Annotated in this window: 12 protein-coding genes; 4 read left to right on the top strand and 8 right to left on the bottom strand. The window is 68.1% G+C overall.

Annotated features, from left to right (window positions below; translation table 11 throughout):
• Positions 1-2: 2 nt before the first annotated feature.
• Positions 3-2,102 (top strand): 3-hydroxyacyl-CoA dehydrogenase NAD-binding domain-containing protein, encoded by a 2,100-nt coding sequence (locus C0R46_RS12255; protein WP_102959925.1) that lies wholly within the window; start codon positions 3-5, stop codon positions 2,100-2,102.
• Between the two features lie 71 nt (positions 2,103-2,173).
• Here the strand turns inward: C0R46_RS12255 and C0R46_RS12250 are convergent, their stop codons facing one another.
• Positions 2,174-2,830 carry a fumarylacetoacetate hydrolase family protein gene (locus C0R46_RS12250; protein ID WP_342586509.1) on the bottom strand — a complete coding sequence of 219 codons (657 nt, stop codon included), beginning with the start codon at positions 2,828-2,830 and terminating at the stop codon, positions 2,174-2,176.
• A gap of 335 nt (positions 2,831-3,165) precedes the next feature.
• Here C0R46_RS12250 and C0R46_RS12245 point away from each other — a divergent pair, with 335 nt between their 5' ends.
• Both C0R46_RS12245 and C0R46_RS12240 read left to right on the top strand, forming a co-directional pair.
• On the top strand, positions 3,166-4,965 hold the full coding sequence (locus C0R46_RS12245) for an acyl-CoA dehydrogenase family protein (protein WP_102959923.1): 1,800 nt from the start codon (positions 3,166-3,168) through the stop codon (positions 4,963-4,965).
• Complete coding sequence (locus C0R46_RS12240; protein ID WP_102959922.1) at positions 4,962-5,708, top strand: crotonase/enoyl-CoA hydratase family protein; 747 nt, start codon at positions 4,962-4,964, stop codon at positions 5,706-5,708. The genes C0R46_RS12245 and C0R46_RS12240 overlap by 4 nt, the downstream gene beginning before the upstream one ends.
• 40 nt (positions 5,709-5,748) lie before the next feature.
• Here the strand turns inward: C0R46_RS12240 and C0R46_RS12235 are convergent, their stop codons facing one another.
• The 7 genes from C0R46_RS12235 to C0R46_RS12205 form a co-directional block, all read right to left on the bottom strand.
• Positions 5,749-6,399: a DedA family protein gene (locus C0R46_RS12235; RefSeq protein ID WP_102959921.1), complete on the bottom strand. Its 651-nt coding sequence runs from the start codon at positions 6,397-6,399 to the stop codon at positions 5,749-5,751.
• A 61-nt stretch (positions 6,400-6,460) separates the two neighbouring features.
• The gene (locus C0R46_RS12230) at positions 6,461-7,690 is read right to left on the bottom strand and encodes a class I SAM-dependent RNA methyltransferase (RefSeq protein ID WP_102959920.1); all 1,230 of its coding nucleotides are present in this window, start codon (positions 7,688-7,690) and stop codon (positions 6,461-6,463) included.
• A 17-nt stretch (positions 7,691-7,707) separates the two neighbouring features.
• Entirely contained in the window at positions 7,708-8,481 is a 774-nt protein-coding gene (locus C0R46_RS12225) for a TlyA family RNA methyltransferase (RefSeq protein ID WP_102959919.1), read from the bottom strand.
• A 73-nt stretch (positions 8,482-8,554) separates the two neighbouring features.
• The gene (gene dxs, locus C0R46_RS12220) at positions 8,555-10,471 is read right to left on the bottom strand and encodes a 1-deoxy-D-xylulose-5-phosphate synthase (protein ID WP_102959918.1); all 1,917 of its coding nucleotides are present in this window, start codon (positions 10,469-10,471) and stop codon (positions 8,555-8,557) included.
• Between the two features lie 150 nt (positions 10,472-10,621).
• On the bottom strand, positions 10,622-10,894 hold the full coding sequence (locus C0R46_RS12215) for an exodeoxyribonuclease VII small subunit (protein WP_198598316.1): 273 nt from the start codon (positions 10,892-10,894) through the stop codon (positions 10,622-10,624).
• A 37-nt stretch (positions 10,895-10,931) separates the two neighbouring features.
• Positions 10,932-11,858, bottom strand: coding sequence for a histone deacetylase family protein (locus C0R46_RS12210; protein ID WP_102959917.1), 927 nt, complete (start codon positions 11,856-11,858; stop codon positions 10,932-10,934).
• Positions 11,859-11,971: 113 nt separating this feature from the next.
• Positions 11,972-12,871, bottom strand: a complete 900-nt coding sequence (locus tag C0R46_RS12205; protein WP_102959916.1) for a LysR family transcriptional regulator — start codon at positions 12,869-12,871, stop codon at positions 11,972-11,974.
• A gap of 101 nt (positions 12,872-12,972) precedes the next feature.
• Between C0R46_RS12205 and C0R46_RS12200 the strand changes: the two genes are divergently transcribed.
• Positions 12,973-14,076: an aldo/keto reductase gene (locus tag C0R46_RS12200; RefSeq protein WP_102960028.1), complete on the top strand. Its 1,104-nt coding sequence runs from the start codon at positions 12,973-12,975 to the stop codon at positions 14,074-14,076.
• Positions 14,077-14,104 lie beyond the last annotated feature (28 nt).

Here is a 14,104-nt window from a genome sequence, read left to right as displayed (position 1 = left end):
CCATGAAGACGATGCTGAACGCGCTGAAGGATCGCCGGCTCGAGCTTGGAGCCGCGGCCGATGCCGCCCCGCAGGGCAACTGGCGGTCGGCGAGGGACGCCGACGGCGTGGTGTGGCTGGTGCTCGACCGGCCCGACAAGTCGGTGAATGTGATCGACCGCGCCGTGCTGGAGGAGCTGAACGCGCATCTGGAGCGCCTTGAAGCCGAGCGTCCGCGCGCGGTGGTGATCCGCTCCGGCAAGTCCGCCGGCTTTGCCGCCGGTGCCGACATCCGCCAGTTCACCGGCGCCTCGATCGAGGACATGCAAAGGCTGCTGACCGAGGGCCATGCCGTCTTCGACCGGCTGGAGAGGCTGTCGTCTCTGACGATCGCGGTGATCCACGGCCACTGTCTCGGCGGCGGTCTGGAACTCGCGCTCGCCTGCAAGCGCCGCATCGCGACCGCCGATGCGACGCTCGGCTTTCCCGAGGTGATGCTGGGGCTGCATCCGGGTCTCGGCGGCACCTTCCGCTCGATCGCGGTAGCCGATCCGGTCGAGGCGATGACCATGATGCTGACCGGCCGATCGCTCCCGGCGCGCAAGGCCAAGTCGATCGGCCTCGTCGATGCGGTGGTGGAGGAGCGCCATGTCGCCGCCGCGGTCCGGGCCGCAGCCGCGGGGCAGCTCGCGGGTGCCAAGGCCGATCTCAAGGACCGGGCGCTATCGCTACGCCCCGCGCGCAGCTTCGCCGCATCGCGGATGAGGAAGACCGCGGCCGAGAAGGCGCCGAAGGAGCATTACCCGGCGCCCTATGCCCTGATCGATCTTTGGGAGGCGCATGGGGGCGACCGCAAGGCGATGCAGGCCGCCGAGATCGACAGCTTTGCCAGACTGATCACCTCGGACACCGCGCAAAGCCTTATCCGTGTCTTCTTCCTGCGCGAGGCGATGAAGGGGCAGAAGCAGGGCAAGTCGGCGATCCGCCATGTCCATGTGGTCGGTGCCGGCGCCATGGGGGGCGACATCGCGGCCTGGGCTGCCAAGGAAGGCTTCGACGTCACGCTGGCGGATGTGGCCAACGCATCCATCGGCAAGGCGGTCAAGGCGGCGACGAAGATGCTGCAGGCGACGCTGAAGGATCCGGTCAAGGTCCGCGATGCGCTCGACCGCCTGGTGCCTGATCCGCAGGGCCATGGCGTGCGCCACGCCGACATCGTCATCGAGGCGGTCCCGGAGAAGCTGGAGCTGAAGCGCTCGATCTACGCGGCCATCGAGCCGCGGCTGAAGGAGGGCGCGCTGCTGGCCACCAACACCTCGGCGATCCCGCTGGACGAGCTGGTCGCTGGCCTCCGCGATCCATCGCGCTTCGTCGGCCTGCACTTCTTCAACCCGGTGTCGCGGATGCAGCTGGTCGAGATCGTCTCGCACGCCGCCATCCATGCCGAGACGCGCCGCCGCGCCATCGCCTTTGCCACCGAGCTGTCACGGCTGCCCGCAGCCGTCGCTTCGGCGCCCGGCTTCCTCGTGAATCGTTCGCTGACGCCTTACATCGCCGAGGCTCTGATCCTCGCCGACGAAGGCATTCCGAAGGAGCGGATCGACCATGCCGCCGAAGCCTTCGGCATGCCGATGGGGCCGATCGAGCTCATCGACCAGGTCGGCATCGACGTCGCCCTCGACGTCGTCGACGGGCTGCGTCCGGTGATGCACGGCTTCCCGCAAGCGCCCGAATGGCTGCGGCAGAAGCGGGCGGACGGCAAACTCGGCCGCAAGAGCGGCGAGGGGCTCTACCGATACGATAGCGAGGGCAAGCCGGCGAAGCAGAGTCTGGATGCGCTGCCGGACAGTGCGCCGAACGATCCCGACATCGCCGATCGGCTGATCCTGCCGATGCTGAACGCGGTTGTCGCATGCCTGCGCGAAGGCGTGGTGGAAGAGGAGGACATCGCTGATGGCGCGATGATCTTCGGCACCGGCTTCGCGCCGTTCCGCGGCGGCCCCATCCACTACGCCCGCCGGCGTGGCATCGCCGAGATCGTCGCGCGGATGGAGGCGCTCGCCGAGCGCCATGGCGAGCGCTTCAAGCCGGATGCCGGCTGGAGCGATCTGGAGGCGCGCTGAGCGCCTCCATGAGCTTCACGCTTGCGAGGGCCGAACGATCGGAAAGCGGACCGGCGATCGGCCGGCCCCTTTCACGAGCTGATGCAGACATAGTCCTGCTGGCCGAGGCCGTCGGCGCCGAGCGTCACGCGGTCGCCGACAGAGAGGAAGCGCGGCGGGTCATAGGAGAGGCCGACGCCGCCCGGCGATCCCGTCAGGATCACGTCGCCCGGCTCGAGACGCGTGAAGCGCGAGATGTAGGAGACGAGATACGGCACCTTGAAGATCATGCCGCTGGTGCTCGCGGACTGCTGGCGCTGGCCGTTGACGTCGAGCCACAGGGTAATGTCGTCGAAGTTGCGCAGCTCGTCCGGCGTGACGAGATAGGGGCCGATCGGCGCGAATGTGTCGTGCGACTTGCCCTTGAACCACTGGCCGCCGCGCTGAAGCTGGAAGTTGCGCTCGGTCAGGTCGTTGGCGAGGGTGAAGCCGGCGACATAGTCCATCGCCTGCTCGACATTGACGTATTTGGCCACGCGCCCGATCACCACGGCGAGCTCGACCCCCCAGTCCACGCGCGTCGCCATGCGCGGAATCTCGATCGGGTCGTTCGGGCCGCTCACGGCGGAAGGCGATTTCATGAAGAGGGTCGGTTCGGGATTGACCTTGAAACCGGCCAGGAGAGCGGCGTCGCGATAGTTCGGCCCGACGCCGATGATCTTGCCGATCCGCTCGACAGGCTTGCACAATCGCGCACCCTCGGGTGCGAGCGGCAGAGTCTCGGGATCGATAGTGCCAAGCTTACGCAATTCGGCCGGGTCTAGAGCTGCCCCGGATAGAGAAGATAAATGGGACGAGAGATCCCGTATCCTGCCCTGCTGATCGAGAATGCCTGGCTTTTCGGAACCTCGATTTCCGAAACGCACAAACCGCATCTACATCCTCCTCTCACTCATCGCTGGAATGGTTGAAACCGCGACGAGTTCCGGACGACCTTTGGCCGATTCCTTAGCCATTGGACAGGCGAATTTATCGATAGGCGGCTATCGGCCGCGGACAGCATCTCGTGAGATAAGGTCTTCCTATGGCTACTCCGCACGACATCGCTTTCACGCTGCTCGAGGTGGCCGGCCTGAGGTCGGACGTCGAAGCCGGACGCTACGGGGACCTCTCCGCCGATCTCGTCGAAGCGGTTCTGTCTGCGGCCGCCGAATTCGCCACCGGCGAGATTGAGCCTCTCGCAGCCAGCGGCGATCGCCAGGGCGCGCGGCTGGAGGATGGCGAAGTGCGGACGCCTGACGGGTGGCCGGAGCTTTACGCCCGCTGGCGCGACGCCGGCTGGAACGGCCTCGCCGCGCCCGCCGAACATGGCGGCCAGGGCCTTCCGGTGGCGCTCTCCGCCGCTGTCTTCGAGATCTGGAACTCCGCGTCCATGGCGTTTGCCATCGGCCCGACGCTGACGGTCGGCGCGATCGAGGCTCTGCTCGCTCATGGCAGCCCGATGCTCAAGGTGCGCTATCTCGAAAAGCTCGTCTCCGGTGCGTGGATGGGAACGATGAATCTGACCGAGCCGCAGTCGGGCTCGGATCTGTCTGGTCTCAGAACACGCGCCGAGCGGCAGGCGGACGGCAGCTACCGTATCTTTGGCCACAAGATCTTCATCACCTATGGCGAGCACGACTGGACGGACAATATCGTCCACCTCGTGCTGGCGCGCCTGCCGGATGCTCCGCCGGGCGTGAAGGGCATCTCGCTCTTCCTCGTGCCGAAGCATCTCATTGAGGAAGACGGCTCGCTCGGCCGGCGCAACGACGTCGTCTGCGCCTCGATCGAGCACAAGCTCGGCATCCACGGCTCGCCGACCTGCACGATGATCTATGGCGAGGGCAGCGCTCCCGGCGAGGCGCCGGGCGCCGTCGGCTGGCTGATCGGCGAGGAAAATCGCGGCCTCGCCTGCATGTTCACGATGATGAACAACGCGCGCCTGCTCGTCGGCGTGCAGGGTCTGGGTGTCGCGGAGGCGGCCTGCCGCAAGGCCGAAGCCTATGCGTCCGAGCGCAGGCAGGGCCGCGCCACCCGTCTCGTTGGCGGCGGAGCGGGAACGGACGAAAGCCCGATTGCCCAGCACCCCGATGTTGCGGCGATGCTGACGACGATGAAGGCTCTCACCGGCGCAGCGCGCGCCATCGTCTATGCCTGCGGCCTTGCCGCCGACCGGGCGCGTGCTGCGCAGCATCCGGCCGAGCAACGGCGCTGGAAGGCGCGCGCTGATCTTCTCACGCCCGTCGCCAAGGCGTTTGCCACCGATGTCGGCGTCGAGGTCGCTTCGCTGGGACTGCAGGTGCATGGCGGCACCGGCTATATCGAGGAGACCGGTGCCGCGCGGCTCCTTCGCGATGCGCGCATCGCGCCGATCTACGAGGGCACCAACGGCATTCAGGCCATCGACCTCGTGACCCGAAAACTCGGCCTCTTCGACGGGGCAGTCTTCGACGACTACCACGAGGAGATGGCGGCGATTGTCGATGCACTCCGCGCCAGCGCAGACGGCGGGTTCGATGAAATGGCAGAACCCCTGACAGGGGCGCTCGATGACTGGAGGCAAGCGACGCGATTCCTGCAGACATGCCTCGCGGGTGGCGAGACCGATACCGCCCTGGCTGGTGCGACTGCCTATCTGCGGCTCTTCGGCCTGACGGCCGGCACGGCCTATCTCGCCAAAGGCGCGCTGGTCGACGCGCCCGGGCGCGGGCATCGTCAGGCGCTGGCCCGCTTCGCGGCGGTGACGCTGCTCGCCGAGGCATCCGGCCTGAAGCGGCGCATCCTGCAGGGGGCGGCGGTGTTGCAGGCGGCGCGATTGGCCGTCGAGGAGGCGCGGCCATGAGCGCGCATATCGAGGTGACCTCCGCCGACGGCGTCGTCACGATCCGGATGAACCGGCCGGACAAAAAGAACGCCATCGATCGCGCCATGTACGGCGCAATGGCGGCCGCGATCGCCGATGCCGGCGAGCATGACGAGGTTGCGGCCATCCTGCTGTGCGGCTTGCCGGGCGTCTTCACCGCCGGCAACGATATCCGCGACTTCCTGGATGCAGTCGCCGAGGACGCCCGGCTCGGTCACGAGGTCGAGGCTTTTCTCCAGGCGCTCGCGACAGCCGAGAAGCCGCTCGTTGCCGCCGTCGATGGCATCGCGATCGGCATCGGCACGACCATGCTGATGCATTGCGACCTCGTCTACGCCTCGCCGCGTGCGTCCTTCCGCACGCCCTTTCTCGATCTCGGCGTGACGCCGGAAGCCGGCTCCAGCCTGCTGGCGCCGCGGCTGATGGGATACCAGCAGGCTTTTGCGCTGCTCGTTCTCGGCGAAACCTTCGATGCCGACGCGGCCAAGGCGGCTGGTCTCGTGACGACGGTGGTTGACGCCGACACGGTGGAGGCCGTGGCGCGGGATACCGCGCTCCGCCTTGCCGGCAAGCCGCGCGAGGCCCTCCAACTCTCCCGCCGCCTCATGCGCGGCGAGCGCAGCGAGGTGCTTCGCCGCATCGCCGAGGAGAACGCCATCTTCGCCGAACGGCTGCGATCCCGCGAGGCCCGCGCCGCCTTCCGCGCCTTCCTGGATCGCTGATCGCCGGCCGGAGCGGCCGAGCGCCAGCGGCCCGCAAGCGTCAGGGGCGGGTGATCTCTTCCACCGGCGGTGGCGGAAGGCTGGGGTCCTCCGCTTCGCCGCCGCGCGCCTCGCGTATGAAACCCCAGATCGTCGTCGCGCTGGCGATCACGAAGATCACCGCGACGCCGGCGAAGACCCAGCGGCCGGCCGAGAGGTAGTGCTCCACCGCCGCACCGAGGAGATAGGCGCCGCCGGCATAGGCGCCGGACCACAGCGCCGCGCCGAGGGCGTTGTAGAACGAGAACCGCCACCACGGCATATGCGCGGTGCCCGCGATGAAGCCGCAGAGCTGGCGCAGGATCAGGATGAAGCGGGCGATCAGGACGATCGGCGGTCCGCGCTTCAGGAAGCGCTGCTCGATCAGGGCAATGCGCGAGCGGGAGAGCCCGATCTTGCCGCCGTAGCGATACACGAACGGGCGGCCGAACTTGTAGCCGAGGAGATAGCCGACATTGTCGCCCAGCGTGCCGCCGATCCACGCCGCGAGAAACACCTCGACAATGCCGATGCGGCCCTGGCTGGCGAGCACGCCGGCGGCGACCAGCATGCTCTCGCCCGGGACGGGCAGGCCCGAGGATTCCACGAAGATCGAGGCGAAGACGACGAGGACGCCGTAGTGCGCGATGAAATCCATGATCCCGTCGAGCATCAGGCCACCCGTCCGCGTCGGTCGGCCGCGCTTTGCCCGGCAGGCACGGTCGAGCTAACGGTCATCGCGACAGCAGTGCCACGGCTTCGACGTGATGCGACCAGAGGAACTGGTCGATCGGCGTGACGCGGTCGAGCCTGTAGCCGCCGGCAACGAGGATCGCGACGTCACGCGCGAGCGTCGTCGGATTGCAGGAGATCGCGGCGACACGCGCGACGCTTGATCCGGCGACCTCCCGCGATTGCGCTTCCGCCCCGGCTCGCGGCGGATCGAAGACGAGGCCGTCGAAGCGCTTCAGCTCGCGGGCGTTGAGCGGCCGGCGGAAAAGGTCGCGCCGTTCTGATGTCAGCGGCTTCAGGCCGCGCGTGTGTCGTTGCGCTGCATCGAGCGCGGCCAGCGCCGGCGCGTCACTTTCGACCGCATGGACGGCGGACTGCCTCGCGAGCCTGAGCGAGAACGTGCCGACGCCGGCAAAGAGGTCCGCCACCTGCCTGGCACCCTTGAGGTGGCCGAGCGCGCGTGTGGCCATCTGCGCCTCGGCGCTGGCGACGGCCTGCAGGAAACCGCCTGGCGGCGGTGAAACGGCGATGCCATCGATGTCGATCACCGGCGGTCGTGATTCCAGCAGCACCTCGCCACCCGACGAGAGCCGCGCCAGCCCGGCCTCGACGGCAAAGCGGACGAGGTTTTGGCGCAGCCGCTCGTTGAGCGGGGCGGCGTCGGCCAGCGCGACATCGAGACCCGAGGCCGTGACGGTGACCGTCAGGCGCAGCGGCCGGCGCCGGTCGACCGCCAGACCTGCGAGCTGCCTCAGGCCCGGCAGCGCCCGCTCGATCTCCGGCAGTGCGATCGGGCAGACCTTGATATCGACGATGCGGTGGCTGAGCGCCTCGTTGTAGCCGAGGAGGACGCCGTTGCCGGCGCGCACGGCGGAGAGCGTGACGCGCCGCCGCGAATGCGGCGGGCAGGGCACGAGATCGTCGACCGGCGCGTCGATCCCGACGCGACGAAACGCTTCCACCACGAGATCGCGCTTGAAGGCATGGTAGACCGCATCCGAGGCATGCTGCAGGTCGCAGCCGCCGCAGATGCCAAAATGCGGGCAGGGCGGCTCCACACGCTCCGGCGAGGGCGTCTCCACCCGTTCGAGCTCGAAGCGCGGACCGCGCCCTGAGGCGAGAACACGCTCGCCCGGCAGCGTGAACGGCACGAAGGCCTGACCGCCATCCGGCAGGCTGCCGATCCCATCGGCCTTTGCGCCGAGTCGGTCGATCGTCAGGGCTTGGGTCATGGGGGACGTCGGGGCGCTCACCGGTTCTTCCGCCCGCCGAGCACGAACTCGGCATTGCCGTCACCACCGAGGATCGGAGAAGGGATCAGTCCTATCGAACGCCAGCCGGGCTGGCTGTCCAGCCACTGCCTACGCTCGGCGGCGATGACGGCCGCGGCGTCCGCTCCGCCGCGCAGAAGGCCGCCGCGCCCGATCGCCTCCCGGCCCGCCTCGAACTGCGGCTTGACCAGAAGCACCGCCTCGGCGCCCGCCGCCGCGAAGGAGAGGGCCGGCGGCAGGGCGAGGGTGAGGGAGATGAAGGATATGTCGGCGACGACGAGGAGCGGCGCTTCACCGCCGATATCGGCGAGCGTCATGTCGCGGGCGTTGAGGCCGTCGACGGCGTGGACGCGCGGGTCGTCCCGCACGGCCGTGTGCATCTGATCGTGGCCGACATCGATGGCGACGACGCGGGCGGCGCCGCGTTCGAGCAGAACCTGCGTGAAGCCGCCGGTGGAGGCTCCGACATCGAGGCAGAGCTTGCCGCTGACATCGAAGCCGAAGGCATCGAGGCCCGCGATGAGCTTCAGCGCCGCGCGTGAGACATAGCCGCCGGCAGGGTCATCGATCGTGATCTCCGCATCGAGCGGGACCGTCAGCGAGGGCCTCGAGACCACCGCGCCGTCGACGCTGACATGCCCGCGCAGGATCGCGTCGCGCGCCCGCGAACGGCTGTCGGCAAGTCCGCGCTCGGCGATCAGCGCGTCGAGGCGCAGGCGCTGCGCGCCGTGATGTCGATCGTTGAGGCTCATGGCGCCGTTCTGCGCGAGCCGGAGAGCGCTGGCAAGCGCGGCGGCAGGACGCGGTTCCTTGTGGTCGCCGGTCCTATGCCTGCATGACCCGCCGGGCGCTGGTGCCGAGTGCCTTGAACACGGCGTCGACGATGCCCGCGCGATCGAGGCCGGACTGGCGGATCATCGCCTCAGGCGCTGCGTGCTCCACGAAGCTGTCCGGCATGGTCAGCGGGCGCACTTTCAGGCCGTGGTCGAGCAGGCCACGGCGGGCGAGCTGCTCCAGCACCTGCGCGGCGAAGCCGCCGGCTGCGCCCTCTTCGAGGAGGATCAGCACCTCGTGCTCTCGGGCGATCCGCGTCACGAGATCGATGTCCAGCGGCTTGGCGAAGCGGGCGTCGGCCACCGTCGTCGACAGGCCGAAGGTTTCCAGCTCCTCGGCGGCACCGAGCGCGTCGGCCAGCCGCGTGCCGAAGGACAGGATCGCGACCTTCGAGCCCTCCTTGACGATGCGGCCCTTGCCGATCGCCAGGATCTCGCCGCGCTCCGGCATGTCGACGCCGACGCCGTTGCCGCGGGGGTAGCGGAACGAGATCGGCCCCTCGTCATAGGCGGCGGCGGTGCGCACCATGTGGCAGAGCTCCGCCTCGTCGGCGGCCGCCATCACCACCATCCCCGGCAGCGGCGCGAGGAAGCCGGTGTCGAAGGAACCGGCATGCGTCGGACCGTCGGCACCGACGAAGCCGGCGCGGTCGATGGCAAAGCGCACCGGCAGCTTCTGGATCGCCACGTCGTGGACGATCTGGTCGTAGGCACGCTGCAGGAAGGTCGAATAGATCGCGCAGAACGGCTTGTAGCCCTCGGCGGCGAGGCCGGCGCTGAAGGTGACGGCATGCTGCTCGGCAATGCCGACATCGAAGGACCGCGCCGGAAAGATCGCTTCGAACTTGTCGAGGCCGGTGCCGCTCGGCATCGCGGCGTTCACCGCGACGATCTTCTCGTCCTCGCGCGCCTCGCGGATCAGCGCGTCGGCGAAGACGGCGGTGTAGCTCGGGGCGTTCGCCTTGGCCTTGGCCTGCGCCCCGGTGATGACGTCGAACTTCGAGACGCCATGATACTTGTCGGCCGAGTTCTCGGCCGGGCCGTAGCCCTTGCCCTTCTTGGTCACGACATGGACGAGGATCGGCCCGCTGCGGCTGTCGCGGACGTTCTTCAGAACGGGAAGGAGATGGTCGAGATCGTGTCCGTCGATGGGCCCGACATAGTAGAAGCCGAGTTCCTCGAAGAGCGTGCCGCCGGTCAGCAGCCCGCGGGTGAACTCCTCGGTGCGGCGCGCGCCCTCGCGCATAAAGTCCGGCAGTCGCCGGGCAAAGCTCTTGGCGCGGTCGCGCAGCGTCCGGTACGCCTTGCCGGAAACGAGCCGCGCCAGATAGGCGCTCATCGCCCCCGTCGGCGGCGCGATCGACATGTCGTTGTCGTTGAGGATGACGATCAGCCGGGCGTCGAGCGCTCCGGCATTGTTCATCGCCTCATAGGCCATGCCGGCGGACATGGCGCCGTCGCCTATCACCGCAATGACGTTGTTTTTACCGCCGGCGAGATCACGCGCCACGGCCATGCCGAGCCCGGCCGAGATCGAGGTGGAGGAGTGGCCGGCGCCGAACGGGTCGTATTCGCTCTCGGCGCGCTTGGCGAAGCCGGAAAGTCCGTTCTCCTGCCGCACCGTGCGCATGCGCTCGCGCCGGCCGGTGAGGATCTTGTGCGGATAGGCCTGGTGCCCGACGTCCCAGATCAGGCGGTCGTTCGGCGTGTCGAAGACATAGTGGAGCGCGACCGTCAGCTCGACGACGCCAAGGCCGGCGCCGAGATGCCCGCCCGTCTTGGAGACGGCCTCGACAAGGTCGGTCCGCAGCTCGTCGGCGAGCTGCTTCAGGTCGCTCTCACGCAGCCGGCGGAGGTCAGCAGGCGAGGAGACCTGATCGAGCAGCGGCGTCGTCGACTGTTCTGACACGGAGGAAGGGCCTTTCGAAACGGGGCTGGGCCGAGGAGATGCGGGGCCAGGCCTGCCTTTACGGCATTCGGTCTAAGATCGGTCTGCCGCCACGACGATCAAGGGGCAGGGCCGGGCGCTGCGCGCCGCCGGCCGCGGCAAATGGCTGCGTCAGGCGGGATCGAGAGGCTCGACGCCGGTCGGCTTGCCGGCGCGCGACAGCTTGATCTTCTCGACGCGGTCCTCCGCTGCCGAGAGCAGCCGCTCGCAATGGTTCTTCAGCTTCTCGCCGCGCTCGTAGATGCGGATCGAGCGGTCGAGCGGCACGTCGCCGCGTTCGAGATCGGCGACGATCCGTTCCAGTGCGCCGAGAGCCTCCTCGAAGCTCATCCGCTTGATGTCGGCGTCGTCGGCCGGAATCTGCGCGTCCGTCATGTCTGACATACTGTTTCTTCCGTTGCGAAGCCGGAGCGGTGGCGGCTCAACCGGTCATCAGGCGCTTGACATGCGCTGCGGACGAAGTCGCCAGAGCCGTCAGGTCATAGCCCCCCTCAAGCACGCTGACCAGTCGCCCGCCCGAATGGCGGTCCGCAACCGCCATCAGCTGTCCGGTCGCCCAGTCGAAATCGCCTTCCGTCAGCCGCAGGCCACCGAGCGGGTCGCGGTGATGAGCGTCGAAGCCGGCGGAGATGATGATCAGCTCCGGCTGGAAACGATCGAGCGCGGGCAGGATGCGGCTCGTGAAGGCTTCGCGGAAATGCTCGCTGCCGTCGCCGGCATGGAGCGGGACATTCAGGATGTTGCCGGCGCCCGTTTCCTGGGCTGCGCCGGTGCCGGGGTAAAGCGGCATCTGGTGCGTCGAGGCGTAGAAGACGGACGGATCGGACCAGAAGATCTCCTGCGTGCCGTTGCCGTGATGGACGTCCCAGTCGACGATGGCGATGCGTCCCAAGCCGTGCTCGGCCTGTGCATGCCTGGCAGCAATGGCCGCCGTGTTGAACAGGCAGAAGCCCATGGCCGTCACCCGCTCGGCATGGTGACCGGGTGGGCGGGCTGCGAGGAAGGCGTTGTCCGCGGTGCCGCTCGCGACGGCGTCGACGGCAGCGCAGGCGCCGCCGACGGCATGAAGTGCGGCGCCGAAGCTCTTCGGGCTCAGCACCGTATCGCCGTCGATGCGCTGCAGCCCTTCGGTCGGGATGGCCATGGCGAGCCGGCGCACATGCGCCTCCGGATGGCAGCGATAGATCGCCTCCAGCGCGCCTTCGCCGGCCTCCTCCCGCTCCAGATGCTGGAATGCCTCGTCCTCCAGAGCGGCGGCCACCGCCTGCATGCGCTCCGGTCGTTCGGGATGACCGGGTCCGGTCAGATGTTCGGCAAAGATTGGATGCTGATAAAGGCGCGTGCGCATGCGGATGAGGTAGGCGGCTCCACGGCAGAGGCAATCCGAGCGGCCTCGAACCGGCTGCTGCCTGCCGCTATGCGGATAGCGGCCGCTCGCCGCGACAGCGACAGAAGGCGCGGTTAGCGATCCTCCAGCACACGCATTGTGTCCACGAAGGCTTGAAAGGCGGCGCTCGGCTGACGCCGGTTCGGATAGTAAAGATGGTTCGGCGGCAGCTGCGGAGCCCAGCCCTTCAGGACCTCAGTCAGGGCGCCCGATGCCACGTGTTCCTCGATGTTGGGGCCGAGGAGGCAGGCGATCCCAAGCCCTTGCAGGGCGGCATCGCGCATGACGTCCACATCGTTGGTCACGAACGAGCCGGGGACCGAACGCTCAACGATCCGGCCGTTCGCTTGAAACTCCCAGGCATGGATCGTTCCGGACGAGGTGTAGCGGTAGCAGAGGCAGCGGTGCCGGCTGAGGTCGTCCGGCGTTTGCGGCACGCCGTGCGACGCGAGGTAGGACGGGGCGGCGACGAAAACGAGAGGAACCGGCCCGCTGATACGCACGGAGATCATGTCGCGCTGAAGTTCGCCCTCATGCCGCACGCCGCAGTCGAACCGTTCCTGAACGATGTCGACGAGGCCGTCGTTGACCACCAGCTCGACCGCGATGTCGGGATAACGTTTCGCGAAGACGCTGAGTCGCGGCAGCACGACATGGACCGCTGCAGGACGATGCGCGTTGATCCGCACGCGTCCCGCGGGCTGCACGCGCTGTGCGTCGAGCCGCGTGAGCGCGGCCTCCACTGACGTTATCGCCGGGCGAAGATGTTCGAGCAGCTCTTCGCCGGCGGCCGTCGCCGCAAGCGAGCGCGTGGTGCGATCGAGCAGCCGGACGCCCAGCCCGGCTTCGAGCGAGCGCATCGTGTGGCTGAGGGCCGAGGCCGACAGGCCAAGCCGGGAAGCGGCCTTGGCGAAGCTGCCGGCCTCGACGATCTCGGCAAAGACGCTCAAGCCCGACCAGAGATCGCGATCCATTCCTGAATTTTCCTCAGCAACCCATGCGTTGCCCGCGGTCTAATCGGGCGTCGCTCAAAGGTCCATCTTCGCCGGATCGATCAGTCAGGAAGATGCCGCTCATGAACCTCCAGACCCTCCGCCCGCTCGGCAGCTCGGGCCTTCTCGTCAGTCCGCTTGCCCTCGGCACCATGACGTTCGGGACGGCGCGCTGGGGCCTGAACGAAGCTGGAAGCCGAGCGATCTTCGATTGCTACGTCGATCTCGGCGGCAACTTCATCGACACGGCCGACGTCTATTCCGGCGGGCGGTCGGAAGAGATGGTTGGGACCTTCGTCGCCGAACGTACGCTGCGCCACCAGGTGATCATCGCCACGAAGTCAGGCTTCGCCACAGGGCGCGGCTCTCACGAAGGCGGCAACAATTCCAGGCACATCCATGCCTCGGTGGAGGCATCGTTGCGGCGGCTTCGGACCGACTTCATCGACCTCTACTGGATCCATATTTGGGATGGGATCACGCCGGCCGAGGAATTGCTGCAAACCATGAGTGTCCTCGTGCGGGCCGGCAAGATCCGCTACTGGGGCGTCTCCAACATGCCAGCCTGGTACACCGCGCAGATCGCGACATTGGCGCGCCAGCACGGTTTGCCGGCCCCAATCGGGCTCCAGTTCTTCTACTCACTCGTCGAACGGGGCGTCGAGGCCGAGCATGTGCCGTTCGCCAAGGCCTTCGGCTTGGGCCTCGTCCCCTGGAGCCCGCTCGCGTACGGTCTTCTCACCGGCAAATACGACAGGGCTGCGGTGGAGGCTGCGGCGCCGCGCAAGGGCGGCGTTCCCAATGAGAGCCGTTCAGCCGATGAAGCACGTCCGGAAGGCGACAAGAGGCTGGACGGCGACAATCCCTTCGGGGATTCGCTCTTCACCGAGCGCAACTGGCGGATCGTCGAAGCAGTCAAGCGTGTCGCCGCTGAGGCCGGACAGACGCCGGCGCAAATCGCTCTCGCCTGGGTGGTGGGGCGGCCGGGTGTCGCGTCGACGCTGATGGGCGTCGGCCGTGCGGAGCAGATGATCAGCAATGTCGATGCCCTGTCGCTGACGATCGCTCCGGAGCATCTGGCGGTGCTGGACGAGGTGAGCGGCGGCGCCAGCCCGTTCCTCTACGGCCTGTTCGCGCCGCCGGTCCGCAACCACATCGTCTTCGGCGGCGCCGACGTTCGCGGCTGAATGAACGGCTCCGGCGAGCGCCCGGGGG

This window comes from Mangrovicella endophytica (assembly GCF_002893625.1).
GTDB lineage: Bacteria > Pseudomonadota > Alphaproteobacteria > Rhizobiales > Rhizobiaceae > Mangrovicella > Mangrovicella endophytica.
Note: the sequence above shows the minus strand (reverse complement) of the source record. Positions and strands in the feature narration are given on the sequence as shown.